This is a genomic window from Chloroflexota bacterium (assembly GCA_026389585.1).
GTDB lineage: Bacteria > Chloroflexota > Dehalococcoidia > UBA2247 > RBG-13-53-26 > JAPLHP01.
The window spans coordinates 1-26497 of the sequence record JAPLHP010000100.1; the positions used below are offsets into that span (position 1 = coordinate 1).

Below are 26497 nucleotides of genomic sequence, written 5' to 3' on the forward strand. Positions count from 1 at the left end.
TCGAAGTATTAGACCTTTAGCGTCCTGAACTCCGACGAAGTCCTAGGAGTGTGTCCGAGTAATACCTATGCTGAGCGTGGGCGACCTTGATTTTTGACTTCTTCTAGGCATGGCCAACCTATTACTCGGACAGGCTCCTAGGAGCTTGGGTCACGACTATTTACCCAAAGCTAGGCTGGGCGCAAGCGAACGGTTGTTTTGTGCCTAATTTATCCGCGTTGTCCGAGTGGTGGCCCACCCTCCTAGTAAGTCGCCCACTCGTCTTTATCTCTCCACTCTAGTTGACGATAACGCTCACCATTCAGAACTTCAAACCTGAAGGGCAATTGTGCTATAGTATTGCTATTGTTGGTACACAGACGACTCGGGTAATGTGCGGATATCTGTGCAATGCCGAAATTATCTATTCTATTTGTCTTTTGATTCGTACGCATGAAATGGCAGAGATCCCCAGGTTGGCGAGGGAGTAGTTCGCTCTCACTAGAAGAGGCGATCACTGTAGGAGCCTGGTTGAATCTGGCGGATTGGTTCAGCACCACTGGCACGTAGTTTGCTGCAGATTGCGTTCAGCGCGTCAATCTCCTTCCTGGACAAGCATGAGGTTGGCGACAAGGAGGCATAGCATGGCAGTTGCCCAATCCATCGAACGCCGACTCGATCGGCTGCGCATCTGGAACATCGCCGTCGGGCTGATTCTCGCAGCACAAGCGATCATGATCGCGGTGCTCACCAACAGCTTCTCTCTCCCGGTGACGGCCACGTTCATGAACGGTCCGCCAGGCACCGCGCCCGAGCTGCACCACTTGTTCGATATCGCCACCGGCTGGGGCGTGGTAGCGTTCCTCGCTATCTCGGCCGGCGCTCTGCTGATCATCGCGTCACCGCCCGTCTTTCCATGGTACAAGCGCAACCTGCTCCAGAACCGCAACTACGGACGCTGGATCGAGTATTTTTTCAGCTCCTCGATCATGATCGTGTTGATCTCGCAGATCACCGGCATCAGCGATATCGCCGCCCTGCTGGCCATCGCCGGCATCAACGGGTGCATGATCCTCTTCGGCTTGCTCATGGAGAAGCACGAAACACCGGGCAAGCCGAGCTGGCTGCCGTTCTGGTTCGGCAGCCTTGCGGGCATCATCCCGTGGATCGCGATCGTCGTCTACGTCTGGGCACCGGGGCTCAACGTATCGCCGCCCGGGTTCGTGTACGGCATCATCATCTCGCTGTTCGTCTTCTTCAACTGCTTCGCAGTGAACATGGTGTTGCAGTACAAGAAGGTGGGTCCCTGGCGGGACTACCTGTTCGGCGAGAAGGTCTACATCATCCTCAGTCTCACGGCGAAGGCGCTGCTCGCGTGGCAGGTGTTTTTCCCGGTCCTGGCATCAGTCCAGAAGTAGAGCGGAGGTCGCCCCTGAACGCATTCGTTAGATTGCATTCGTGTCCCCTGTCGTCATGCTTTAGGAGGAAATTGTTATGCTAACAGGCCCACTCATACTGGGTATCGTTTTTGTCCTGTTGTATGTAGCTTTCTTGTTCTGGTTCGGAGGCAAGAGCAGGCCATTATCCCAAGCGGAAGTCGATGCGCTGCTTGCCGAAATGCAGAGGCGGGCGGGCAAAAAGGCGCAGACTGAGGAGTCCTCTCCCATCCTGAAGCAATTCCGTGACCTGACCAAAAATGATGATGGGCGGGAATACTATATGGTCAACCTCCAGAAGTTTCGAAAGAAGGCCTTTTACCCCGCAGGAAGCCAATATAACGATGATCCGATGGCGGCAAACGACCGCTATAACCGCGCCATCATCCCGCTGCTGCTTAAGCACGGCGGATTTCCGGTTTTCGACGGCGTGGTGAAAGGCCGGTTCATTCACCCTAATGCAGCGGACGATTGGGACCACATTGCCATGGCGCGCTACCGCAGCCGCAGGGATATGATGAAAATGGCTATCGAGATCGCCGGAAAAGGCATTGATGTCCATAAATGGGCGGCGTTGGAGAAAACGCAGGTCTTCCCAGTAAAGCCATTGGTCAACCTGATGTTCACCAGAGCAATAGTTGCAGTCTTCCTTTGCGTGATGGCCATAGTGTTACACCTATTCTTGAGTGGGTTCAAGCTATACTAGAAACAGGCCCCCTCCGGAAGCATGGTGGGGCGCACCGGCAGGGCTCGTTCTCCGAACAACGCTGCGGCATAGCAACGCATTGCTGCCGAGTCGTTCCCCTCGGGGCTGATTATTGCGTTTCCTTCAACACGGTGACTAACGTGGAAGTACGTCGACACCCGATTGTGGCGTTTGTTTGTTGTCTTATCCTCTGGGTTGAGGTATGGTGGTTACCATTGGTTCGGTTGTAGATGGATATTTCGTAAATACAACAGAGACGATATCCTGATTATCCTGATGCCTGTTCAATGATAAGTGCAGTTGTTCCGAGTCGCTGGCAGTTGGTGTCGGTTAAATGAGCTCGGAGCAGCGGTTAAGCCAAGTTTGGCTTCATGTCTGCTTGCCAACCTCACCCTCGATGCAGAGGACAGAGTTACGTCCAGACGGCGATGACCACGGCGTCGGTGGCATGTGAGTCGTTGAAGGATGCTACGGCACACAAGCGCCCTGTGGTCATCTCGGCGGAGGGGATGGCACGCTGCGACTCGACCGAAGCCGATCGGCCTAAGCTTTGTTGGGTAACTTGCCTTTCCTAGGAGCCTGTCCGAGCAATAGGTCGGCCGTGCCCCGAAGAAGTCAACAACCAAGGTCGACCACGCTCAGCACAGGTATTAGTCGGACACACTCCTAAACCGGCTCAAGGAGCTTCGATATCTGCTCCAGCGTGAAGACAGGCCCATCCTGGCAGATATACTTCTCGCCCACATTGCACCGGGCGCACTTGCCCAGACCGCACTTCATCTTGCCTTCCAGAGTGGTGACAATCTGGCCATCGGCAAAGCCCAGCTTCTTCAATTCAACGAGGGTGAAACGGATCATGATCGGGGGGCCGCAGATGATGGCAATGGCATTAGCCGGAGAAAGCTTCAATTCCTTGATCACGGACGGGATGAGTGCCACCCGGCCGGTCCAACTCTTGTCACCGGCATCGACGGTCAATTCCAGCTTCGTTCTGGGCGACGCTGCCCAGGTATCAAATTCGGTGGCAAAGACCAGGTCCTGCGGGGTACGGGCCCCATTGAGAATAAACAGGTCCCCAAAGTCAGCCCTGTGGTCCAGGATACTGAGGACAACAGGCCGCAGCGGCGCAAAACCGATGCCGCCGCCGATAATGTGAATGTTCTTGCCCTTGAAACTATCAAGTGGGAAGTAGTTTCCAAAGGGCCCCCTGACGCCCACAGCAGCCCCCGGTTCCAGCTCATGCAGGGAAGCGGTAACGGTGCCCACCTTTCTCACCGCCACCTCCAGCGGGCCTTTGCGGTACGCCACTGAAGTTAGCCCAAAGGGGGACTCTCCGGTGCCGAAGGCAGAGACAAAGATAAATTGCCCTGGCTTATAGTCAAACCCTGCCTTCACTTCCGGGTCATTCAGTTCAATCTTGAAAAGCCTCACGTCAGGCGTCAGGTCAACCACATCACTCAGCGTGGCTAGATAAGGCAGAAAAGGATTTTGTTGTTTCACTTTTCTTTCACTCCCAGTTTCTGAACGTCCTGAATTATCTCACGGATGTCTATATTCACCGGGCAGGCTCTGACACACCTGCCGCAACCAATGCAGTGCATGGTACCAAAATGCTCCGGGAAGTAAAGGAGTTTATGGGCAAACCTCTGTCTCATCCTGGTGCCTTTGTTAGCCCGCGGGTCATAACCGCCAGCGATCTTGCTGAACCCGGGGGACTGGCAGCTTTCCCAACTGCGCACGCGCTCGGTCTTATTCTTGCCGCCGTAGTCACGCACATCGAAGCAGTAGCAGGTGGGACAAACATAGGAGCATACGTTGCAGTGCAGGCATCTATCGGCTACCCGCCCCCAGTATGGATCGTCGAATGCCTGGCGCATTTTCTCTGTGATGCCCTTGCTGGGAACAGTGGATACCTGCGGAGCCGGCGGCTTCGGTGTATCCACCGACGACAATAGTGAATCCGGCATCAGGGCTTTGCCCTTATCGGTGAGCACCTGAATCAGATATCCGTCCTTCACCCCCGTAAGCATGATATCCATGCCGGAGGGGTCGTCCGGGGCACTGCCCATGCTGGCGCAGAAGCACTCGGGGCAGGCTGTGAGGCAGGATATTCCGACAAGGATGGTCTTCTCGCGGTGCTCACGGAAAAGAGGATCCCCCGGCTCCTCAAGGAAGGGCATACCCAGTGTGAGAATGCCTTTAGCATCGCAGGGGCGCACGCCAAAGATAACCGTTTCCTTCTCTACCTTCGCAGGCACGAGTTCCACCCGTCCATCCTTCTTCTCAATGCTGAATATCGTCTCGGTGGCGGGGAAGAGAAACTGCTTCGGGGGCAGATCGGTATTTTGATAATCGAAGACAATGTCTTCTACCCGGCTGACCTCTTTGAAAAGGGTCAGATCCTCCACCCTGGTTGGCGCTATAAGGCGGCGGGTCTCACGTAGTTTACCAAGCCAGGAGAGCAGGTCTTTCTTGGATATGAATTTGTTCATTCGGCAACCCCCAGCTTCTCGTCTTTTTGGAAAGCGGCAAAGGGTGGTGGAGCATCGGCATCAATGCCTGACTGGAACTTGAAGAGCGTCTGCACATCCTTTTCCAGCTTACGGTTAAGCAGACTGAGCGGGATATTGACCGGGCAGACGAGCTCGCAGGCGTTGCAGCCGATGCAGCGTCCCGCAAGATGGAAGGCCCGCATCGTATTCCACATCTCGTTCTCTCCCGGGGCTATCCTGATGCCAACCCACAGGGGGTCAAGGCGCTCCACAAAACACTCGCTGCAATAGCATCCCGGGCAAACCTGACGGCAAGCGTAACAGCGGATGCAACGGCTGAACTGCTCCTCCCAGAAAGCCCTTCTCTCCCCCGGCGATTTCTCTTCCATGGATTTGATATCCGGATAAGCCTCTGCAGCAGGCTCCGCCTTAGCTTCTCCCACCAGGAAATCGTAAACCACCAGCTTGTGCTGCTGGCAGATCTGGCAGGCATCCCTCAACTTATCACTGGTCTTATTCCAATCAGTCTTGGCTACCCCGGAGCAGGCGATGCCGATGATGTACACCTTATCCCGCTGAATCTGATGTTCATTGAGCAGCAGGTTGATCGCCCGGGAATCGCACGGCTTGACCACGATGCCGGTGACCTTGTCCTTGCGGTTGAGGAGGTACCTCACCAGATCCTGCGCACAGGTCTGATCAAAGATGAGCCTGTCAGCATCCTTCGAGCTGTAAACAAACAGTGGACGGGCGTTTTTCCCATCCGTAGACCGCTCGTAGCCGATGACACAGTCTACCGTCTTGCTATCCAGAAGTTCCTTGGCTTTGGCACGAATCTGTTCACTCGGGTTCATGATACGGCCTCCGGCACCAGGGCTTTCCTCGGCCCAAGCTTAATCAATTCACTGGTGAATGAAGACACCACCTGGGAAAACCTCTTCCCCTCCGAGGCGGAGACCCATTCGATCCGGAACCTGCCGCTTTCAATGCCCAGGTAATCGAGGAAGGGACGCAGCAGGGCAAAGCGGCGGCGGGCATAATAGTTGCCTTCAGTATAGTGACAGTCGCCAGGGTGACAGCCGGCAATCAGGACACCATCAGCCCCCAACTGGAAGGCCTTCACCACCAGCAGCGGATCCACCCTCCCGGAGCAAGGCACGCGTATGATGCGGATATTGGGAGGGTACGTGATCCGGCTGGTGCCTGCCATGTCAGCACCAGCGTAGCTGCACCAGTTGCACAGGAATCCAACAATCCTTGGTTGATAATCTACTGCCATAACGATACCACCTCAGCCAGTAATTGCTGTTGCGTAAATCCGCGCAGGTTGGCGGCTCCAAAACGACAGGCGGCCACACACAGCCCACAGCCCTTGCATACGGCTTCATTAACGACCGATACGGTGCGGCCATCCCTGGTCTTCTGGGAATCAATGGCACTGAAGGGACATACCGCCTGACACAGCAGGCAGCCGCTGCATTTCACCTGGTCAATCGTGGACACCATGGGATCGGTGGTGAGAAATTCCTTACTGAACAGCGCGTCCACCTTGGCCGCAGCAGCACCGCCCTGAGCCACCGACTCCGGTATATCCCGGGGACCAACACAGGACCCTGCCAGAAATATGCCGTCAGTCTGGGTTTCCACTGGGCGCAGTTTCGGGTGCGCCTCAATGAAGAAGTTGTTGGTATCATAACTGACCTTGAGGGTCTGGGCCAGTTCCGCCGCGCCATCACTGGCCTCTGCACCTGTAGCCAGAACCACCAGGTCAGCAGGAATCTCCACCGGCCTGCCGATGAGAGAGTCTTCACCACATACCATCAATTTCTTACCATCCTGGAATATCTTCGAAACTCGCCCCCGCAGGTACAAGGTACCATACTCCTGCTGGGCACGCCGGGCAAATTCATCGAAGTCCTTCCCCCCTGCCCGAATATCAATGTAAAAGATATAGCATTGCACGTGGGGATCATGTTCCTTGAGCATTATGGCCTGTTTGGCCATATACATGCAGCAGAATTTGCTGCAGTAGCTCCGCCCCTTCAACTCATCCCTCGACCCGACACAGCTTACAAAGACCACCGTATGGGGATGGGCTCCATCAGAGGGGCGGACCACCTCTCCCCCAGTGGGGCCCGAGGCGCTCAGCAGCCTCTCCAACTGGATGCCGGTAATCACATCAGGAAGCCTGCCTCCACCATACTCGCCATAGAGAGTGTGGTCAAAGGTCTTATAGCCCGTGGCAACGACGATAGCACCCACCTGGGCACTGACAATCTCATCCTTCATGGAATGATTGATGGCTCCCGCCTGGCACAACCTCTCACATTCCCGGCATTCGGAGCAGACACCACAGGACAAACAGCGATTGGCCTCCTCCTGAGCCTGCTCCAGGGTAAAGCCCAACTCCACCTCCTTGAAGTCCTTGATGCGCTCCTGCAGAGGCAGTTCTGCCATTCTCACCCGCTCTTTTTCGGGATATTGCTCCTTCAGTGAAGCTATTTCATCGTCATTGGGCTTCTCGGTCACTTTCTTCTCTTCGACTGCTGTGGGCAGAGGCTCTCCCTTGAGATACATATCCATGGATCGGGCTGCCTTCCTGCCAGAAGCCATGGCATCAATAACCATCAATGGTCCGGTAACCGCATCGCCACTGGCGAAAACACCCTTGACGCTGGTAGCCAGGCTGGCTTCATTGACCTTGATAGTCCCCCTGGATAACAATTCCAACCCCAGGTCCTTGGCAAATGCCAGATTGGGTGCCTGCCCCAGTGCCGGGATAATGGTATCCACATTCAGTATGAACTGAGAACCTTCAACGGGCACCGGGCGAGGTCTCCCGCTGGCATCAGGCTCCCCCAGCTTCATCTTGATACATTCGATACCCTTAACCGTATTCCCCTCGGTAATCACTTTAGTGGGAGCAGCCAGGAGCATAATCTCGATGCCCTCTTCCTCCGCAGCCACAATCTCAACTTCGTTGGCCGGCATCTCATCTCTGCTGCGGCGGTAGACAATGGTCACCGAGCTTCCCAGGCGGCGAGCCACTCTGGCAGCGTCGATGGCAGTATTGCCACCACCAATTACAGCCACACGGCTGCCGACCTCCACCTTCTGCCCCAGATTCACCGCCCTGAGGAAATCAACTCCGTGGATAACCCCTCTGGCCTCCTCGCCGGGCACTCCCAATTTCAGACTGTTATGGGCTCCGCTGGCTACGAGGACGGTCTCATACAACTTCTGGAGATCAGACAGCTTGACCTTCTCACCCACACTGGTGTTGAGCACTATCTCTACGCCAAGCCTCTGGATATACTTGATGTCCTTGCCAAGGACATCTCTCGGCATGCGGTACTCGGGAATGCCCACGCGCACCATTCCACCGGGTTCTGACAAAGCTTCGAATATAGTCACGTCATAGCCCAAAAGAGCCAGGTCATGGGCTGCGGTCAACCCGGCGGGGCCAGAACCGATAATGGCCACCTTCTTACCATTCTTCGTGATCTGAGGAATAGCGAGCTTCTCCACATCATACTGGTCTGAAGCAAATCGCTTGAGTGAACAGATCGACAATGGCTTATCAAGATAACCTCGCTTGCAGACCTGCTCACAGGAGTGGTAGCAGACCCGACCGCAAACAGATGGCAGCGGGTTGGTCCGCCTGATCAGCTCGTACGCCTCCTTGATTTTGCCCTTGGCAATCAGAGCCAGATAGCCCTGAACATCCATATTGATGGGACAGGTTACCTTGCAGGGCGGCGTCTCCCTCTTGTCAATAACATATTTGTTGGGGACAGCCTGAGGGAAGGGGATATAGATAGCGCGGCGCTTCCCAAGCCCCACGTTGAACTCGCTGTCCACCTCCACAGGACACTCTTTGGTGCAGTCACCGCAAGCCGTGCACTTGGTGATATCAATGTAGCGGGCTTTCTTCTTGATCTTGACCTCAAAATTGCCCACAAAGCCCTTGACCTCCTGCAACTCGGCACAGGTCATGAGGGTGATCTTGGGATGCTGCGCCACATCCACCATCTTCGGAGTCAGAATGCAGGCGGAGCAGTCCAGGGTGGGAAAGGTCTTGTCCAACTGAGCCATACGCCCGCCAATGGTGGGCTCCCGCTCCACCAGTATTACCTCATGCCCCGAATTGGCAATGTCCAGGGCTGCCTGGATGCCTGCAATGCCGCCACCAACGACCAGGGCACGCCTGGTAAGGCCCACCTGCTTGGGGAAGAGCGCCTCATCGCGGGCAACCTTGGCCACCGCCATCCTGATCAACTCGATGGCCTTCCTGGTAGCAGCGTCTTTCTCATTGCCATGAACCCAGCTACAGTGCTCCCGCAGGTTAGCTATCTCCAGGAGATAGGGGTTGAGCCCGGTTGAAGCCACGGTCTTTCGGAAGGTGTTTTCGTGCATCCGGGGTGAGCAGTTGCCAATCACCACCCTATTGAGGCGGTTCTTGACAATGGCGTCACGGACAGAGGCCTGCCCCGGTTCGCTGCAGGTGTATTTGTTGGCATCAACAAAGGCTACCATCGGCATCTTCTTCGCCACCTCAAGTACCTGAGGAATGTCAATGGTGCCCCCGATATTGGCCCCGCAGTAACAGATGAAGACTCCGATTCTAGCCATAACCTTGTTTCTCTAAGCCAATCCCTTGCTCTTCAACACCGGCAGTGGATCAGCGAAATGCTTATCCAGAAGCAACTGTTTTGGCGATAATTCCAGGGCCAGTCCGACAAGCTGGGTAAAATACAGGATGGGCAGATCAATCTTGTCCTTGTATGCTGCTTCGATTTCCTTCTGGTACATATCCAGATTACTCTGGCACATGGGACAGGCTACCGCAACGCAGTCGGCACCCAGTTGCTTAGCCTGGGAAAGTATCCGATGGGAGAGCTTCAAGACAATATCATGCCTGCTAAGAGGAAGACTGGCTCCACAGCATGCGGTCTTGAAATCCCACTCAATCGCCTGTGCCCCCAGTGACCCCATCAGCCTGTCCATCATCTCAGGATTTTCAGGATCGTCAAAATTGGTGACCTCACGCGGGCGAACGAGCAGGCAGCCATAGTAGGAAGCCACTTTCAGTCCCTTGAGCGACTTCTTCAAAGGCATGCTCCCTCTTCTCTCATGCAGTATCTGAAGCAGGTGTACCACCTCGGTATGATTACCGAACTCCGTACCGAGCAGCCGGTTGACGATATCCAGCTTTGCCTTATCAGTCAGTTCATGGGCAGTGTACTTCAGCCGGGAGAAACACATGGCACAGGCAACCGCCAACGGCAGCCCCATCCTCTCTGCTGTTTGAAGATCGCGGGCGGGCAGAGCAACGCCCAGCAGCTCACTTGTGGTGTGTGCTGAAGAGGCCCCACAGCAGGTCCAGCCCTCCAACTCCTTCAGACTGATGCCCAGTTTCTCGCATACGAGGCGAGCCGACACATCATACTCTTTTGCCGAAGAGTGAAGAGTGCAGCCGGGATAATAAGCATATGTAGTTGTAGTCATGTTATTTCTCTTTTGAGATCGGCGGCCGGTCTTTCTCCATCGCCTTCACTTTGCCGAAAATCCCTCTGACCTCGGATGCCCCCTTGACCGCAGGGGGCAGGATGGCAAGCTTGCCTCTGGAGAACATTGCCGGCACCAGCGACATGTTGGCAAAGAGGTGCCTGCTCTGCACATTGTATGAGGCAGCCAGTGCGAACTCGTGGGCCCGACCGAAGCGCTGCAAAACATTGAGAAATATGCGATGGAAGAGTTCGACATCCTTCTCCGCCGACTTGCTTCCCTCGGCAGCAGCCAGCAGTCTCAGGGATTCCATCACCCGGGCGATGTCGATCTTAGCCGGACAGCGCGAGGAGCAGGTATGACAGGAAACACAGAGCCAGATGGTCGTGCTCTTCAGGACTTCGTCTTTCAGTCCGAGCTGGATGGAACGCATGATCTGGCGAGGACCCAGATCCATAGCATAATCAACAGGGCAACCGGCACTGCATTTGCCGCACTGGTAGCAGTCGAGGACTTTTTGACCGCTCTGGCTTTCTACAAAGGTACGCAGGTCACTCAGCGGCGATGGATTAATACTGGCTAGCGTCACTCTCAGCTACAAACTCCAGTCAGCTAACTCGGCTTGTCCCCTCTGAATACTCACTGGCCTTCCCCCGGCATCATCCCCTTCGACTCTCAATTTAAGTGTACCTTAAACGTCACGAAGTCACAAATCAGTTTGTTCGAGAACCCTCTTGGTCCAGCCTCATGATTCCATCCGTTAAACCAAGATCTGTTCAAGTTCAGCCAACAACTGCTGCTGGGTGAACCCGCGCAGGTTGGCTGCTCCAAAACGGCAGGTGGAAACGCACAAGCCACAGCCCTTGCAGAGGCTCTCGTTCACCACCGCCACCGTGCGACCATCCCTCAGCACCTTGGTGTCAATGGCTTTGAAGGGACAGACTTTCGTGCACATGAGACATCCGCTGCACTTCACCTGATCCACGGCAGCCACCATAGGATCGGTGACCAGGAAATCCTGGCTGAAAAGTGCTGCCACCTTGGCGGCAGCAGCACTTCCAGAGGCAACAGATTCCGGTATGTCCCGAGGCCCAACACAGGCGCCGGCGACGAATATGCCATCGCTCATAGTCTCCACAGGGCGCAGCTTGGGGTGTGCCTCAATGAAAAACTCGTTGATATCGTAACTGACTTTCAGCGTCTGGGCCAGTACGGATGCCCCGGGGTTATGCTCCATGCCCACGCCCAGTACCACCATATCTGCCGGGATTTCGATCATTTCACCCAGGAGGGTGTCTTCACCACGCACTATTAATTTGTCGCCCTGCTGACTTATTCTGGAGATCTTCCCCCGTATGTAGGTGGCGCCACTTTCCTGGGCGCGTTTATAAAACTCTTCATAATCCTTGCTCACTGCCCTGACGTCCATGTAGAAGACATAGCAATGCACCTCGGGGTCATGCTCTTTGAGCATGATGGCGTGCTTGGCAATGTACATGCAGCAGACCTTGCTGCAGTACGGATAGCCTCTCTGCTCGTCCCTGGAGCCAACGCAGGTCAAAAAGACGACCTCCTTGGGATGCGTGCCGTCCGAGGGGCGCTTCACCTCACCGCTAGTAGGGCCGGAGGCGCTCATCAGTCGCTCCAGCTCCAAACCGGTGATCACATCAGGATACTTCCCGGCCCCCAGTTCGGTGTAAACCTTGGGATCGAAGGTCTTGTAGCCAGTGGCTACAACAATGGCCCCAAACTTATCAGTGAAAGTGATCTCCTCTTGCTGCCAGTCGATTGCCTGTGTCGGACAGAGCTTCTCGCAGATACGGCATTGGGGCGGTGGTTTGCCAGGCTTACCCTCCTCGATGAACCGGAGGTATTTCATATAGCGGCAATGTTCGGTATCAATGACAGGCTTGGGAGGGACTGCTTGCGGGAAAGGAATATATACAGCCGGGCGTTTGCCCAGCTTCAGATGAAACTCCGAGTCCACCTTCTCCGGGCATTTCTGCCAGCAGGTGCCGCAGCCAGTACATTTCACGTGATCTACCTTCCGCACCTTTTGCAGGATGCTGACCTCGAAATTGCCCACAAAGCCCTTGACTTCCTTCACTTCGGCATAAGTAAGGAGAGTAATGTTAGGATGCTGGGCCACATCAACCATCTTAGGCGTCAAAATACATGAGGAGCAGTCCAAGGTTGGGAAGGTCTTATCCAGTTGAGCCATGCGCCCGCCGATGGTAGACTCACGCTCTACCAGAACAACCTTATGGCCAGCGTTGGCGATATCCAAAGCAGCCTGGATACCGGCGATGCCGCCGCCGATAACCAGAGTCTTCTTCGTGATCGGTACCTGCTTCGGAAAGAGCGCCTCGTGGCGGGCAACCTTGGCTACCGCCATCCTGATTAACGCGATGGCCTTGTCGGTAGCGCTTTCCTTCTCATCACAATGCACCCAACTGCAGTGCTCCCGCAGATTAGCTACCTCCATGAGGTAGGGATTGAGTCCAGCAGCAGAAACAGTCCTGCGAAAAGTATTTTCGTGCATGCGCGGCGAACAGGCCGCAATAACGACCCTGTTGAGTCGGTTCTTTATAATGGCATCCCGAATAGCAGCCTGACCAGGTTCACTGCAATTGTATTTATTCTCCTCCACATGAGTTACCATTGGCATCTGCCGGGTCGTTTCAATTACCCTGGCGATATCTACGGTCCCAGCGATATTAGTGCCACAGTGGCATATAAAAACTCCAATCCTGGCCATTGTTCTCTTCAGTTCCCTTCTTTTGAATCAGCCCTTGCGATCGCTAGATTGACTCAAGAATCAGCTCTGAGATATCCCTGACCTTGATAATATCGCTCTTGTCTGTGGTAAGTACGCTGTCCTCAAAATTGAGCATGCAGTAGGGACACGCAGCAACCAGTACGCTGGCACCAGTCCCGACCGCCTGATCCAGCCTGAGATCAGAAAGCCTTTCACCCTTCTTGGTCTCCATCCATATCCTCCCACCACCACCACCACAACAGAGACTGTTGGCGCCATAATCGGGCATCTCCACCAACTCCAAACCGGGGATGCTCTTCAGAACCTCCCTCGGCTCGTCGTAGACGTTGTTGTGACGTCCCAGGTAGCATGGGTCATGGTAGGTAACCTTCAGGTTCAATTCCCTGGTGGGCTTTAACCTGCCGTCTTTGATAAGCTCCAACAGGTATTGAGTATAGTGGATCACCTCGAAACTGCCTCCCAACTTGGGATACTCATTCTTAAAGGTGTGATAGCAATGGGGTGATGTCACGACAATTCTATTGACCCCATTCTCCAAAAAGGCACCGATATTACTTTGTGCCAGCTTCTGGAACAGGCTCTCGTTGCCCGATTTTCGAACGCTTTCGCCGCAGCAACTCTCAGGCCGCCCCAAGATGCCAAAGTCTACCCCTGCCTTCTTGAGGATTCTGGCTGTGGCACGGGCTACCCTCTTTATACTGGAGTCATAGGCCGGTATACAACAGGAGAAGTAGAGTACATCAGTGTCCTTAGTAAAGATATTAACGTCCAGACCACTGGCCCAATCCGTCCGCTTTTCTGGTGCCTCTCCCAGAGGATTGCCTGTTCCAGCGATGTTTTTCAGCGTTACCCGAAGGGAATCCGGCATGTGGCCAGCTCCCATCTCCACTACTATGTTGCGAAGGGCCTTCATGATGTCGATTATGGCCACCCCGCGGGGGCAGCGAACCACACAGGCCCGGCAGGTGGCACACGTCCACGTATCTTCGCCCTCAAAGTCAACCACACCCAGTTGAGCCTGATGTATTAACTTGCGTGTGGGGAAACTCTTGACCAAATTCCAGGGGCAGGTGCCAGTACACAGTCCGCACTGATAGCACTGCCTGAGCGCCTCACCACCTACCTCGGCCACAGCATCTATGGCTTCCCTAAATGGAGATAATACTATTTTGGTGGCCTCCTTCCTGCTGCAGAAGTTCTCTACAAAATAGGATAGGATAGCTCAACCCAACTCGATAGCTATCCCTGGCCTGTGAATGCCTTATCCTGTGCTATATTCATTCTACTATAAAATATTTTCTGAGGACAAACGGCTGTAGGCATGATTCGAGAATGCTTCAATATCAAGGGAGAAGACGTCGCCTATTGCTGACAAACTGGAAGGATGCCGGGAGTATATGGCCCTTGGCTAATTGATGAATTCTACCCAACATCCATTGAGTGAACCCAATGCTGGAGAACGAGGAGGGGAGAAGTAACCTTTACTTCTTGGCATCGGCCCCGGATAGTGCCTTAACCACGAGCTCACTCAAGTCCATCGCCTTTATGGACTCTTCGACCTCCTTGGCTTTCAGGCCGTCTTCGAACATCGAGAGGCAGTAGGGACATGCAGTGGCTACGCAGTTCACCTTAGCCTGAATTACCTCGTCAGTCCGCCTTGTATTCAGTCGCTTCTCAGGTGGCTCCTCCATCCACATGTGGCCGCCGCCACCACCACAGCAAAAGCCTTTCATCCCATGTCGGGGCAGCTCTACCCTTTTGATCCCCTTGATGGAGTCCAGAACCTCTCTGGGTTGCCGGAGAATGTTATTATGGCGGCCCAGGTAGCATGAGTCATGATAAGCCACACTCAGACTATCTATGCCGCCAAGCTTCAGCTTACCTTGAGAGATCAAACCGGAAATCAGTTCAGAATGGTGAATAACTTCAAAGTTGCCGCCAAACTGTGAATATTCATTCTTCAGGGTATTGAAGCAGTGGGGGCAACTGCACACGATCTTCTTGATATTGTAATTTTTAAGAACCTCGATGTTCTTCTGGCAGAGCGTCTGGAAGAGGTATTCATCGCCCATCCTGCGGGCAGGATCACCACAACAGCCCTCCTCTACCCCCAGTATCCCAAAATTGATCCCCGCCGCCTGCATCACCTTGGCTGTGGCAATAGCCACCTTCATATTCCTGTCTTCAAGGGCGGCAGTGCAGCCCACCCAGTACAGCATGTCTACATCCGCTTTCTCTGAGAGCACCTTTACCCCCAGGCCGCTGATCCAGTCCGTTCTCGTTGCCGTGGTGCCTCTCCAGGGGTGGCCTCTGGTACCCAGGCTTTGCAGAGCTCCCTGGGCGGCTTCGGGGAATTCGGCTCTCTCCAATGCCAGGTTGCGGCGCATATCGACTATCTTGTCGATGTGTTCAATGTAGACGGGGCATGCCTGCTGGCAGGCGCCGCAGGTGGTGCAATCCCAGATAACCTCTTGTGTTATGACGTCATTGATCATATCTCTTCGCGGTTCCTTGGGTTTTCTCCACAGGGGTACGGGGTACACCTCATAAAGGTGGTCCTTCAGGTCCTGGATAACCTTCTTGGGCGAGAGCGCCTTGCCGCTGATATTGGCCGGGCAGTTATCCTGGCAGCGACCGCAGCGAGTGCAGGCATCGAGATCGAGCAATTGCTTCCAGGTGAAGTTTTCGATCTTGGAGGCGCCGTAGCTTTCAGCAGTCTCCAGATTTATCGGGGTAAGCGCCCCCTTCGGTTTCGAGGAGCGGAAGAAGACATTCAAGGGTGATAGTAAGACGTGCTGCAGGCGGGATCGGGTCAGGAAAATGTACGCCAGGAACATGAACGCCACTGCAGTATGGAACAACACCCGGTGCCATACGAGGATCTGGTTATAATATGTTCTGGCGAAGGCAGGAAGTATCTTAGAGAAACCGTAGCTCACTGGCGCCCATTTGTCCCAATCGGTAGGGGGCGTGTCGGCAGTGGCGATGCGAAAGCCCTTGACAATAAAGCCAGTGAGCAGTATGACAAATACCCAGAGGAAGATCAGCGTATCATCGGACTTGGTGTCCAGACGGGGCGGCTTCAGGATATACCTTCGGAATACAGCCAACAGCCCGCCCACGATGATCAGTACAGCACCGACCTCCGAAGCAAGCGAGGCATAGAGAAACACGTCCTGCGGTGGATTATTTATATGGACGGTATAGGAGAATAGCCGGATGAGCTTGCCCAGCACGAAGAGGATGGCCCCCCAGACGATCATAAAGTGCATCCAGCCAGGATAGGATTCACTGAGGATTCTCACATTGGCCAGGGCCACTGCAATCGTGTCCTTGATACGGCCAATCATGTTATCTTTTCGGGAATCCTTGCCACCCACACGCCACAGCAGCCACCGTCTGACGAAGCCAAAGGCGAAGGCGGCTGCCAAGGCAGGGCTGAGCACTAGAACCCCGATTATTATCGGCAGGAAGATATTCTGGATATATGAGAGCTGGCCATCCCAAAAGTTCATAGGTATCAGACCATCCTTCTGATTAATCGACAGCAGTCAGAGTATTCAATTCCAAACCGGATTTCCTTGCTCATGTCTTTGGGTATGTTGGATAAAAGGCCGTCAGGTGGGCGACAAAGAAGCAGACCAGTAGTACCCCAACCACCGTCAGCGCCATCAATATAGCTCTACTGTATTTGGGCCCAACACCAAATTCGGCCAATGCCAGTTTCATCCCCCACAGTATGCAATAGACTACGCTCGCCAGCACCAGCACTTCCAGGATTACCGCTACTACCCTAAGGAAGATATCCATCTTGCCTACACTCCAACACCACTTTTTGAAAGGCGGGGCTTGGTTCTCATCCTGCAGTCAGGACAGGTCTCCAACTGTGAGGTTACCCCGCCTGCCGCAGTGATCCTGGCTCGTACTTTATCTATCATGGCCCTCGGCGCAATCGGCGCATCACACACTTTGCATCGCACGAAATCACCCTCAGTGATTGTCTCTGATTGATAGCCCAGTTTGCCCAGATCCAGTATCTTCTCCAGTTTAAGGCATCTCTCCGGACACACCTTGATGCACAGGCCACAGCCCACGCACGACTCCTGTCGCAAGGTCAGGCTGTACGAGTCCGAGCCAGGCAGAACAGTCAATGCCTCTGTCGGGCAGTCTGCAGCACAAAGGCCACAACCGGTACACTGGGAGCTATCCAGCGTCAACTTCCCAAAAGGCACCGCACCTGATGAGATCACTCCAACTGAAGCCACTCCCAGCTTTTCTCCCATACCGCGAATGAGAGCCGGCAGCAGCATGCCTTCCACTGGCAATTCTGCGGGATGAGATGACCTGAGCAGTATTGGAGCAAGATTGGCCATCCTCCGGCCAAAACGGGGCAACTCCTGTTCCACGTTCTTATCTTCAAAGGCACTCACACGCTCCTGTTGAATACCCCAGTGATCCAGTAGTGCCTGCACAAATTGCACGGTTTCCTGCCACTTCTTTGAGTCAAATTTGAACTGGCACTTTTCTCTATTGTAAATCAATGCCAGTCCCTGGGCTCCCAGGTCGAAAGCACGCAGCATCAACCAGGGTGAGACCATGAACAAACACGGTATCTCTATGGGCAAAACACTGGGAGTATTTTTGAAGATGTTGATATCAGAGTCGCTGGAGGAATGACGGCTGCTCTGGCAAACCACAGCCACTATCCTTGGCTGCAGTACATCGCTGTCACCCGAGAGCAACCCCTCCAATTCAGCCTCCAACTGGTCAGAGGAACAGTTGGGGTAGATGATGGCTCGATGAGGGCAAACAGCAGTACAGGCGCCGCAGCCATTGCAGGCGAGGCTGTCAATGGAAACACCTTTATCATCGACTATTACAGCATTGAAAGCACAACTCTGGCGACACAGTTCACACCTCTCCCCGACACACCTGAGCGCCTCTATGTAGGGTGCCACCTGATACTTGGGGAAGAGCGACTGGAATAGATCCCGACGGCTGATCTCACCTTGAGGTCTGGCGAAACGCAGTTTCCGAGCTTTCTGGGGCACGCCACTGAACTTAGCCTGGCGCTTTACCTGAGCCCACAGCAGGAGCTTGGCTCTCTCAATCAGTTCCGTATCTTTGTAAGAGGCCGCCGTCTCCCGTACCAGGTCAACTATACCAATGGAGTCCGGATCAAGGCTGCAGACCTCCGGTTCCTCCCAAAAGCCGAGCTTGGATTTTAGCTGAGAGCAGCCCCCCAGGACAGCAGGGCTGATTTTGTGCTCCCGTATGAGTCCGGACAGAACTGAAGCCTGGCAGAGATTATCAGCGATGATCACAGGCAAACCCGGCTGCTTCTGCTCCAGGAACCGGCGTACCTGGTCTAACGGCAAACTGCCATTCACTCTGCCATTGCATTGACAGAGGAAGACTCCAAGCCGTGATGCCTCAGCCATTTCTATGTGGTACCCCCATCTGCGCCAATATCCTTATGCTCAGTCGCTCCCCCAGTTGCTTCATGCGCTGCTTCTTCAGGGTTTGGCGCTGGCAGCAATTGGAGATACTTCAGCCCCAGGACATAGATCAGCCCCAGGAATGCGAATATGCCTATGGTCATCAGCGTTTCGGCGGGCATTATGGGGAATCCCCCCCTCGCACCCCAGATACCTTCAATCTCCCCCGGGTAATATTGCAGGGGCTGAGACAGGCCTGGGAAGATGATGGCAGCTCTTTCACCTAATATACCGATCACGCAGATAGCACAGGCGATCATTATACCTTTCAGGCTCTTGCCCCACTTGGGGTGGAACAGGATTACTAGCGGGATAATGTAACCCATGAGCACCTGCCCCACCCAGAAGATCCAGCTCCACGGACCCTGAGTGAGGAACAGCACAGAGTCACGTACAGGGGGATAGAAATGAGTCATCTTGTCGGTCACCACCAGTACCACCAGAACGATGATGAGTACCGAGAGCATCCTGGCCAGTGATACATACATCTGCTTATCGAACGGACGCTTGCTGAACTTCAGCGTCACAAAGGAGAGGAACATCACCAGCGCCAATCCGGAGGCAAAGGCAGCGGAGATAAATTCCACCGGCTTCAACGGTGAATAAAAGATACCTCTGGTTTCGATGAACCCGACTATGGCCCCGGTGCCCATGTGCACCAGTACGGCCCAGAGGACAGCCACAGGGGCAATGAACTTGGTCAACTTGCTATTGGCCAGTGCTGCCCCAAAATAGGTCAACAGGAGCAGGATGTACCCTCCGTAGAAGATGCCGTTAATGGCAAACATGGATTTCATGTTGTTGAGGTAGAAGAACATGAAAAGCCGCCACAGCTTCTCTATCCGGCCCAAATCGGTCAGCACGCATAACATAGCGCCCATCATCAGCAGCAGCCCCATGAAGACAGCTACTCTGCCGATGGGCTTGTAGCGTTCCTGCCCCAAAACGTAGGTCAGCGAGGAGACCACCAGTGAGCCAGCGCTGAGACCGATGAAGAAGAAGTCGACCGTAATAGACTGCCCCCAGATCACCGAATTATTGATACCCCACAGCCTGAAGCCTTCAAGGTAGCTGACTATATAGGCAATGATTCCGGTGAGCACCAAGGCAAAAAGAACCGCCACCAGTATCTTGTATTTCTTCGAGCTACCTTGAATCGGGGTAAAACTCAGTTGCATATAATCTCCTTACCTGGGGAGATAAATCGTCTTCGGATCCGTAGACATTTCCTCTCGCAATTTGAAAGAGCTCCTGGTAGCCAGCAATTCTGAGACCTGGCTCTTCGGGTCGTCCAGGTCCCCAAAGAATCTGGCTTCTGTAGGGCAGGCTTCAACGCAGGCTGGCACGACGTCGACGCCTATTTCAATGTCCACACCCTTTTCTATCCTCTTCAACGCCTCATCGATCCGGTGGAAGCAATAGGTACATTTCTCTACCACACCGCGGGTTCGATGGGGATATGGCCAGGCCCCAATATAAGCCCCATAGTCAAGACCCAGATCAGGGGGCAGGTCGGGGCGGCTGTACTCCTTATTTTCCTGGTCCTTGAAGTTGAAATTCCGGGCCCCATAGGGGCAGGCGACAATACAATAGCGGCAGCCGATGCAGCGGCGGAAGTTCTGCATCACGATACCGTCACTCCTCTTGTAGGTCGCCTTCGAAGGGCAGACATTCACACAGGGAGGATGCTCACAGTGCATGCAGGGCATGGGGATTATAGAAGTATTTACGGTGGGGTATTCGCCCTCGCTGGCTGCAATGACTTTATGCCAGTACATATCCTGGTGTCTCTTCTGCTCATAAGGAGAACCATGAGGGACATTATTCTCAGACTTACAGGCCAGAGAACATGCCTGACAGCCTACACACTTGTCCAGATCGATGACCATTCCCCACTGTGGCATTTATAACCTCACGCTTTGCGGATCTTCACCCTGGTGCTGAAGAAGGATGGCTGTCCGCTTTCCTCGTCGTACTCGGTGCCAATGATCTCATTCGGGTTCACACCAATGCCATCCGCCCATCTTCCAGAGGCATAGTGTCCCTGGCCGGTGGCAATGGCAACAGCACCCGGAAGGATGCCTTCGAATACTCTGGCCTTGGCCTGTATCTCACCGAAATCTGACTCGACCACTACTGTATCGCCATCTCCAATCCCAAACTCATCAGCAGCCTCACGGTTCATCTCCACTAAGTTATCCCAACCACGGCCGTGCATCACCAAGAACATCTCTTGAGCCCAGGGGGTATTCTGCGTCCCGCTCCGGATTTCCAGCACCGGCCGGTATATTGCCAGCATAAAGGGACGCTCCGTGTCTTCACCGGGAAGCTTCACATTGAGCAGTTTCTCCAGGTGAGTCGACTGGAATTCAAATTTTCCAGAAGGTGTATTGATGAATATACTGGCCCATTTCTCATATGTATAACCCGGGCCTTCCCAAACGCCATCCGCCTTGAAGTCATCCCACGATTTAAGCGTCCCGGTGCGATACTTGGCAAATTCCTCCGCAAACCGGTCTGCATTATCCGATATCGCCATGAAGGGATCGGCCACCGGCGACCCCATTTCCTCAGCCAGATCAAACATGATCCTGGCGATGGCCCTTGACTCGTATAGTGGTGCTGAGAGCACAGGTTGTTTTATCCTCGCCTCGGCATAGCCAGAGCCGGGCAGGGCGCTTTCGTAGCCCCACTCCTCAAGGTAGGTGCACGACGGGAGAATAATGTCAGCATAAGCCGCCATCTCGTTCCTGGCCGGCCCGATATGAACATAGTAAGGCAGGCTCTCTGGATTCTTCAGAGCCTCCTCCCACTTCTTGCTCCCTGGGACCGACATAATAAGATTACTGTTGAAGCCCACGGCTGCCTGGATTGCCTTGCTTTGTATCAGGTCATCCAACTTGCGGAAATCTACTCCTGCCAACACTGCAGCAGGCACAGGTGGAGGGCTGTAATCCGGATACTCCTGATAGACGATCCCGCCCTTAACATCGATACTGCCCACCAAGGCATTGAGGCAGTATATGGCATGGCTGGTATAGGAACCGTAAGGCCAACTGGTAGCTGCCTCACCACTCCAGGCAACAGCGGGTTTGGATTGAGCGAACTCCATGGCTATCCGGCGGATAACCCCAGCATCCACACCGGTTATCTTCGCCACGTTCTCAGGGCTGAACCTGGCACTTCTCGCCACTTTCTCATAGTTGGCGAATCCAGATGTATACGTGTCGTTAACAAAGTCTTTGTCAACAAGTCCTTCGCTGATGATGACATTGGCTATGGCCATAGCCAGGGCGCCTTCGGTGCCCGGGTTGATGGGTATCCATTCATCTGCTTTGGCAGCGGTGACCGAATAACGCGGGTCAACGACAACCACCCTATTCCTGTTCGGCATGCCCCGGCGCAACTCGCCCCACAGGTGCAGATTTCGCGCCAGCGGTCTCTCAGACTCTACGATGCCAGCGCCAAAGGCCAGAATATATTTCGTGGAAGTCCCATCCTGCGACTGGAGTTCATAGCCACTGTTGTCCCCCCCGTCAGCCATCCGTTTGCCTTTCCGGTCAGCATCCGTTTCCAATCCTTCTTCATAGAACAGCTTAGGGAACAGATTGTTGGTTCCGTAGATTCCGGCAAACTGGCGAATCAAGTCCTCATTACTGGTGGTATTCAATCCTTGAAGGACAAGCAGCTTCTCGGGAGAGATGCCCTTCAGCTTTTCGGCAATCTTCCCAATTGCCTCATCCCACGATATCTGATCAAAATCGTTCTCGAAATTTGTCCCTCTTCCCTTGGCAGAACCGGTCTTTCTCACCAGCGGAGTCGTCTTGAATCGGTCCGGGTTATAGAGGACTTGAAGCCCGACATGCGACCGGGGACAGGTCTTACCCTCGGTGTAATCGGACTTGGGGTTGCCGGATATCCTGACTGCTTTGCCATTGACCACCCTGACATTAATGGCGCAGCGAGTGGGACAGTTCAGACAGGATGTGGCAACCAGTTGTGAAGTCTCAACCCCCTCGGTAGCTTCCTTTTCAGGAGGCTCACCGGGCTTGGGGCGTTTGATCACCATGATAGCGGTGAGCACCGCTGCAGCGGCTGCTGAAATACCAATAAAGGCCCTCCGGCTCACTCTGAAGCTACTGGAGGACCCTTTTTCTGGTTTTTCTGGTAAGTTAGTCTTGTTGTCCTGTGTCACTTGCCCTAGAATCTACGCCCTGATTTTGACCCTTACCCTTCCACATCTGACACCCCCAACCGGACTTATCTGCACCTGCAGATCGATTGTTAAAATATATTAAACTGTCTGATACGGGTTTGTCAAAACATTAGTGGCGCAATATGTATTTTGGCCGCCGGTCAAGGGACAACTCCAACCTGCAAGCCATTTCATAATCATCCCGAAGAAGGACTTCATGTCATCAGCCTGGAACTGCCACACTTTTCGACTCTATCAGTAGCGAAAAGGGCCGCCCCGATGGCCCCGATAATCTGAGGGTCTTCCCGAAACTGAACGAACTCTGTCCCCAGCGCCCGCTCCAGACACCCGACCAGGCCGATGTTCTTGGCAATACCCCCTGTAACCCCGACATCATTCTCAACGCCCAGATCACGTACCAAATGGAGAATCTGGCGCGCTGTGATATCGTTGATTCCGGCGGCGATGTCAGCCCTGTTTCTCCCTTCAAAGACCAGGTTCCTGATCTCAATCTGGGTCAGGATACAGCAGGGTTTTTTCAAACTGATCGGATGGGACGCCTGAAGCGAGAGAGGCCCCAGTTGAGAGACATCAACACCAAGACTCTCTGCCATGAGTTCCAGTGACCTACCTGTTCCGGCAGCGCACTTCAGGTTCATACGGAAGTCCTCCAAAAAGCCGTTCTCATCGACTCTTATGGCTTTGCAGTCCTGGCCGCCACCATCAATGATCGTTCTTATGGTTGGTGTCAGCCAGTGGGCCCCTCTCCCGTGGCAGGATATCTCGCTGACATTGCCGTGGGCAAAGGGCAGGCTGTTGCGCCCATACCCGGTGCTCACGCAGCAGTCGATATCCTTCCAGGAAAGGCCTAGCTTCCCGAGCAGCCTGTCCATGACATCGGTGGCTGACTGAACAGCCCTGGCTCTCGACCGGACTATCTCAGACCCCAGGATAACACCGTCCTTCATGACCACCGCTTTGGCGGTCAGCGCGCCAACATCGCATCCAGCAACAATCATTCTTTAATGGCCCTTACGTATGGCATCTTTCCTTCGCCATGAGTGCAGCACCAAAGGCTCCCACAACCTGGGGGTCAACCCCATCAAGATTGGCCAGACTCAGCCCCAGCTTCGCTTCCAGATTCCTCACTACGATGCTGTTCTTGGCCACCCCACCCACCATGACCACCTCTTGATTCAGATCTACCCGTCCGACAAGGCCAGCGATCTTAGTAGCAACGGAGGAGGCAATACCAGCGAAGATATCGAACGGATCATGGCCATCGTTGATCAGCGAGATTGCCTCGCTCTCGACAAATATGGGACATTGATTATTGATATAAAGAGGATGGCGTGAGTCAGCCGAAGCTCGAATCAATTCATCGAGAGGCATTTCCAGGGCATTGGCCATGACATCGATGAGCATCCCTATGCCAGCCGCACACTTATCGGTAACGGCGGACTCCCCTATGGTTCCGTTGTCGGTGATGTTGAAGGCCATGAAGGTGTGCCCGCCAACGTTGATGACAGTTCTCACCCTGGGATTGAGTTGTCTCACAGCTCTGTGAAGGCAGATGATGTCTGGAATGACTCCGTCAGTGTGGAGAACAGCCTTCCCCCCAAACCCGGTAGCCACGCAGTGGTCCACATGTTTCGCAGACAGGCCGACCTTGGCCAGTGCCATATCCATTACCTGAACTGCTGCCCGGTCGGGAAAGCCCTTGTAGGGCAGTATTTCAGATGCCAGCAGATCACTGTCTTCGACAATTGCTGCCTTCGCGGAAACAATTCCCAGGTCACATCCAGCGTATATCAATCCCAGTGACTCCCTGTCCTGCTCTTGACTCTCACCCTCATCCCTTCGCTCCGAATGGTTCGGCAGTGAGCCAGCGCAGATGTCGGAGTAAGTCTGATAATTTTACCTTTACTTCCATCCATCGTTCTACCCCCAGACATCCAGGTTGTCCGACTGCTTTCGTGACGCCTTCCAGGCGTCCAGAATGCCTATCATCAGAGCTTACCGAAGACGATAGCCAATTCATCTCCATCTTTGAGAGGCTCAGTGAATTGATCAGGCGGTATCTTCTCACGCATCTCTGGGTCATTGACGAAGAACCATATAAGCGGTAGCAGGTTAATTTCCTTGTCATATGCCCATTGCCTCATGGAGGGATATCGCTTCAACATGATCTGTAAGCACTCCAGGGGGTTGGCCGCCCTCACCTCGAACACTTCTGGTTTATCACTGAGCTGGCTCAAATGGCGAAGCGTCGGAGACAAGGTGACTCTTACTTTTGCCTTTGACTTCATCTTCTTTCTCCCACATCAAATGCCCGCTGTACTCCCGATGATCAGCATTTCGTCTCTTGTGAGTTCATTCTCCTATCGAACTCGGCCTTCCTTCCTCTGCTGGTCTGTCTAAGGTTTCTTGAGGGGCTGAACTTTTCCTTCCATATTCATCAGGTAATAGCGCTTCACTGATCGAACACCCTGTTCCAGGCAATTGATGACTGCCAGCAATCTCTGGCCGTCTTCAAGCAGCCGGGGATCTAGAATCGCATTCCTGTCAAGAAGCTGCTGCATAGATTCGACTGGGAAGACTACTTTGTCCCATTCAAGGCAGCGCTGGCCGCAGGCCTCGAGGGCTTTCGAGAGAAGAAGACCTGCATAAGCCAAAGGGGGTCCTCCGCTGCCGTTCTCCGAGTTCCATTGTCTGTCCATATCGATAGCGCTCTTAACATCCTGCGCCGTCATGGCAGAGACCTCCGCATCACGAGTACAGAGAAATTTATTGATGACGCTCAGCATGCTTGAGGCAGCACTCTCAAGAGAGCCTCTTCTTGCATCCGCGGGAAGCCCCGCTTGAACCTCAATGGTACTGAACCAAACGGAGATCATGTGTGCACTGCATACCTCGATTAGAGAGAGGGTCTTTTGGTCGTCACCTTTGCCCCAGGCCTTCTTGACCGCATCGACTTCCCGGATCAGAGCCTGCGCTGCCGATGTACCTCCGATAAGCCACGCCATATGAACCATATATTCATAATCTTCAGTCACATAGCCCCTTATTTTGTATTTCTGGCGAAGCATCTCGGCGATTCCATCTGAAGCGTAGAGGAAAAGGCGCTTGGTCACACGCCGTGGCGCCTCATCGAATAACGGTGGACACCATGATGACATTTACGCCTCCTTTCAGGCCAGCTCACGCTTGAACTGGCCAAGCTATTCGGGTGACTGACCCCCGCTGCCAGGGCCCGTTACCGCAGCCGGCTGCAGTTCCTGGCGAAAGTACCGCCGCCGGAAGTAGAGAGACAAACTTACCAGACCGATCAGAACCGGAACCTCCACCAGCGGGCCGATCACCGCAGCGAAGGCTTGCTTTGAACTTATGCTAAAAACAGCAATACACACAGCTATCGCAAGCTCAAAGTTATTGCCGGAGGCATGGAAGGCAATGGCCGCTACCTTGGGATAGTCGTCGCTGATCTTCTTCCCCAAGTAGAACGAGACCAGGAACATCACCACAAAGTAGATGAGCAGTGGGATGGCGATGCGCACCACATCCAGAGGCACCTGAACAATGGTTTCGCCCTTAAGCGAGAACATGACTATCTCTAATAAGGACAAAGCGTGTAATCATGCCGCCGAAAAACGGTATGCCCAGATAGATTAAGACACTCTCACTTACCTGTGCGAGAGTGACAGGAACCGCAGCCCCCTCAAGCCCAAACTTCACTGGCAGCACTGTTATGAAGATGTACGCGTAAACTGAGTAGAAGATTATCTGGAAGATAGAGTTAAAGGCTACCAGCCCGGCGGAATACTCATTATCTGCTCCAGCTAGATCACACCACACAATGACCATGGCGATGCAGCGGGCCAGGCCTATCATGATCAGGCCTATC

The 26497-nt window shown here is 53.9% G+C and carries 21 protein-coding genes and 1 pseudogene; 2 read left to right on the forward strand and 20 right to left on the reverse strand.

Annotation, left to right across the window (positions count from 1 at the left end; genetic code table 11):
• The first annotated feature begins 623 nt into the window (after window positions 1–623).
• A complete protein-coding gene (heR, locus tag NTZ04_09375) occupies window positions 624–1397 on the forward strand; it encodes a heliorhodopsin HeR (protein ID MCX5992509.1) in 774 nt (257 codons plus the stop codon).
• A gap of 76 nt (window positions 1398–1473) precedes the next feature.
• A complete protein-coding gene (locus tag NTZ04_09380; protein MCX5992510.1) occupies window positions 1474–2121 on the forward strand; it encodes a hypothetical protein in 648 nt (215 codons plus the stop codon).
• Between the two features lie 666 nt (window positions 2122–2787).
• On the opposite strand, the gene NTZ04_09385 is transcribed toward NTZ04_09380, so the two are convergent.
• The 20 genes and pseudogenes from NTZ04_09385 to NTZ04_09480 all read right to left on the reverse strand — a co-directional run bounded on the left by NTZ04_09385 (window position 2788) and on the right by NTZ04_09480 (window position 26497).
• Window positions 2788–3621 (reverse strand): FAD/NAD(P)-binding protein, encoded by an 834-nt coding sequence (locus NTZ04_09385; GenBank protein MCX5992511.1) that lies wholly within the window; start codon window positions 3619–3621, stop codon window positions 2788–2790.
• Window positions 3618–4613, reverse strand: a complete 996-nt coding sequence (locus NTZ04_09390; protein ID MCX5992512.1) for a 4Fe-4S dicluster domain-containing protein — start codon at window positions 4611–4613, stop codon at window positions 3618–3620. The genes NTZ04_09385 and NTZ04_09390 overlap by 4 nt, the downstream gene beginning before the upstream one ends.
• On the reverse strand, window positions 4610–5467 hold the full coding sequence (locus tag NTZ04_09395; protein MCX5992513.1) for a 4Fe-4S binding protein: 858 nt from the start codon (window positions 5465–5467) through the stop codon (window positions 4610–4612). The genes NTZ04_09390 and NTZ04_09395 overlap by 4 nt, the downstream gene beginning before the upstream one ends.
• Window positions 5464–5892 carry a hydrogenase iron-sulfur subunit gene (locus tag NTZ04_09400; GenBank protein MCX5992514.1) on the reverse strand — a complete coding sequence of 143 codons (429 nt, stop codon included), beginning with the start codon at window positions 5890–5892 and terminating at the stop codon, window positions 5464–5466. Before NTZ04_09400 ends, NTZ04_09395 begins: the two co-directional genes overlap by 4 nt.
• Window positions 5883–9245 (reverse strand): NAD(P)-binding protein, encoded by a 3363-nt coding sequence (locus tag NTZ04_09405; GenBank protein ID MCX5992515.1) that lies wholly within the window; start codon window positions 9243–9245, stop codon window positions 5883–5885. The genes NTZ04_09400 and NTZ04_09405 overlap by 10 nt, the downstream gene beginning before the upstream one ends.
• A gap of 12 nt (window positions 9246–9257) precedes the next feature.
• The gene (locus tag NTZ04_09410; GenBank protein MCX5992516.1) at window positions 9258–10121 is read right to left on the reverse strand and encodes a CoB--CoM heterodisulfide reductase iron-sulfur subunit B family protein; all 864 of its coding nucleotides are present in this window, start codon (window positions 10119–10121) and stop codon (window positions 9258–9260) included.
• Window position 10122: 1 nt separating this feature from the next.
• Window positions 10123–10710, reverse strand: a complete 588-nt coding sequence (locus NTZ04_09415; GenBank protein MCX5992517.1) for a 4Fe-4S dicluster domain-containing protein — start codon at window positions 10708–10710, stop codon at window positions 10123–10125.
• Window positions 10711–10881: 171 nt separating this feature from the next.
• Window positions 10882–12879 (reverse strand): CoB--CoM heterodisulfide reductase iron-sulfur subunit A family protein, encoded by a 1998-nt coding sequence (locus tag NTZ04_09420; protein ID MCX5992518.1) that lies wholly within the window; start codon window positions 12877–12879, stop codon window positions 10882–10884.
• A 43-nt stretch (window positions 12880–12922) separates the two neighbouring features.
• Window positions 12923–14032 carry a (Fe-S)-binding protein gene (locus tag NTZ04_09425; GenBank protein ID MCX5992519.1) on the reverse strand — a complete coding sequence of 370 codons (1110 nt, stop codon included), beginning with the start codon at window positions 14030–14032 and terminating at the stop codon, window positions 12923–12925.
• Window positions 14033–14381: 349 nt separating this feature from the next.
• Entirely contained in the window at window positions 14382–16415 is a 2034-nt protein-coding gene (locus tag NTZ04_09430) for a (Fe-S)-binding protein (protein MCX5992520.1), read from the reverse strand.
• A gap of 70 nt (window positions 16416–16485) precedes the next feature.
• Complete coding sequence (locus NTZ04_09435; protein MCX5992521.1) at window positions 16486–16710, reverse strand: hypothetical protein; 225 nt, start codon at window positions 16708–16710, stop codon at window positions 16486–16488.
• 5 nt (window positions 16711–16715) lie between these two features.
• Window positions 16716–18341 (reverse strand): 4Fe-4S binding protein, encoded by a 1626-nt coding sequence (locus NTZ04_09440; GenBank protein MCX5992522.1) that lies wholly within the window; start codon window positions 18339–18341, stop codon window positions 16716–16718.
• A 2-nt stretch (window positions 18342–18343) separates the two neighbouring features.
• Window positions 18344–19576 (reverse strand): polysulfide reductase NrfD, encoded by a 1233-nt coding sequence (gene nrfD / locus NTZ04_09445; protein ID MCX5992523.1) that lies wholly within the window; start codon window positions 19574–19576, stop codon window positions 18344–18346.
• A 9-nt stretch (window positions 19577–19585) separates the two neighbouring features.
• Window positions 19586–20302 (reverse strand): 4Fe-4S dicluster domain-containing protein, encoded by a 717-nt coding sequence (locus NTZ04_09450; protein ID MCX5992524.1) that lies wholly within the window; start codon window positions 20300–20302, stop codon window positions 19586–19588.
• Window positions 20303–20310: 8 nt separating this feature from the next.
• Window positions 20311–22527 (reverse strand): molybdopterin-dependent oxidoreductase, encoded by a 2217-nt coding sequence (locus NTZ04_09455; protein ID MCX5992525.1) that lies wholly within the window; start codon window positions 22525–22527, stop codon window positions 20311–20313.
• A gap of 281 nt (window positions 22528–22808) precedes the next feature.
• Window positions 22809–23612, reverse strand: a complete 804-nt coding sequence (locus NTZ04_09460) for an acyl-CoA dehydratase activase (protein ID MCX5992526.1) — start codon at window positions 23610–23612, stop codon at window positions 22809–22811.
• Between the two features lie 13 nt (window positions 23613–23625).
• A complete protein-coding gene (locus tag NTZ04_09465) occupies window positions 23626–24408 on the reverse strand; it encodes an acyl-CoA dehydratase activase (protein MCX5992527.1) in 783 nt (260 codons plus the stop codon).
• Window positions 24409–24602: 194 nt separating this feature from the next.
• Window positions 24603–24902 (reverse strand): MoaD/ThiS family protein, encoded by a 300-nt coding sequence (locus NTZ04_09470; GenBank protein ID MCX5992528.1) that lies wholly within the window; start codon window positions 24900–24902, stop codon window positions 24603–24605.
• Window positions 24903–25010: 108 nt separating this feature from the next.
• Window positions 25011–25772, reverse strand: a complete 762-nt coding sequence (locus NTZ04_09475) for a hypothetical protein (protein MCX5992529.1) — start codon at window positions 25770–25772, stop codon at window positions 25011–25013.
• A 42-nt stretch (window positions 25773–25814) separates the two neighbouring features.
• Window positions 25815–26497, reverse strand: a pseudogene (locus tag NTZ04_09480) (arsenical-resistance protein).

Excerpts from the sequence above, each read along its gene's own strand:
- NTZ04_09410 (MCX5992516.1), bottom strand. The coding sequence starts at position 10,121 with ATGACTACAACTACATATGCTTATTATCCCGGCTGCACTCTTCACTCT.
- NTZ04_09440 (MCX5992522.1), bottom strand. The coding sequence starts at position 18,341 with ATGGCTGAGGCATCACGGCTTGGAGTCTTCCTCTGTCAATGCAATGGC.
- NTZ04_09430 (MCX5992520.1), bottom strand. The coding sequence starts at position 16,415 with ATGAACTTTTGGGATGGCCAGCTCTCATATATCCAGAATATCTTCCTG.
- NTZ04_09470 (MCX5992528.1), bottom strand. The coding sequence starts at position 24,902 with ATGAAGTCAAAGGCAAAAGTAAGAGTCACCTTGTCTCCGACGCTTCGC.
- NTZ04_09450 (MCX5992524.1), bottom strand. The coding sequence starts at position 20,302 with ATGCCACAGTGGGGAATGGTCATCGATCTGGACAAGTGTGTAGGCTGT.
- heR (MCX5992509.1), top strand. The coding sequence starts at position 624 with ATGGCAGTTGCCCAATCCATCGAACGCCGACTCGATCGGCTGCGCATC.
- NTZ04_09395 (MCX5992513.1), bottom strand. The coding sequence starts at position 5,467 with ATGAACCCGAGTGAACAGATTCGTGCCAAAGCCAAGGAACTTCTGGAT.
- NTZ04_09435 (MCX5992521.1), bottom strand. The coding sequence starts at position 16,710 with ATGGATATCTTCCTTAGGGTAGTAGCGGTAATCCTGGAAGTGCTGGTG.
- NTZ04_09475 (MCX5992529.1), bottom strand. The coding sequence starts at position 25,772 with ATGTCATCATGGTGTCCACCGTTATTCGATGAGGCGCCACGGCGTGTG.
- NTZ04_09420 (MCX5992518.1), bottom strand. The coding sequence starts at position 12,879 with ATGGCCAGGATTGGAGTTTTTATATGCCACTGTGGCACTAATATCGCT.
- nrfD (MCX5992523.1), bottom strand. The coding sequence starts at position 19,576 with ATGCAACTGAGTTTTACCCCGATTCAAGGTAGCTCGAAGAAATACAAG.
- NTZ04_09390 (MCX5992512.1), bottom strand. The coding sequence starts at position 4,613 with ATGAACAAATTCATATCCAAGAAAGACCTGCTCTCCTGGCTTGGTAAA.
- NTZ04_09400 (MCX5992514.1), bottom strand. The coding sequence starts at position 5,892 with ATGGCAGTAGATTATCAACCAAGGATTGTTGGATTCCTGTGCAACTGG.
- NTZ04_09405 (MCX5992515.1), bottom strand. The coding sequence starts at position 9,245 with ATGGCTAGAATCGGAGTCTTCATCTGTTACTGCGGGGCCAATATCGGG.
- NTZ04_09380 (MCX5992510.1), top strand. The coding sequence starts at position 1,474 with ATGCTAACAGGCCCACTCATACTGGGTATCGTTTTTGTCCTGTTGTAT.
- NTZ04_09460 (MCX5992526.1), bottom strand. The coding sequence starts at position 23,612 with ATGATTGTTGCTGGATGCGATGTTGGCGCGCTGACCGCCAAAGCGGTG.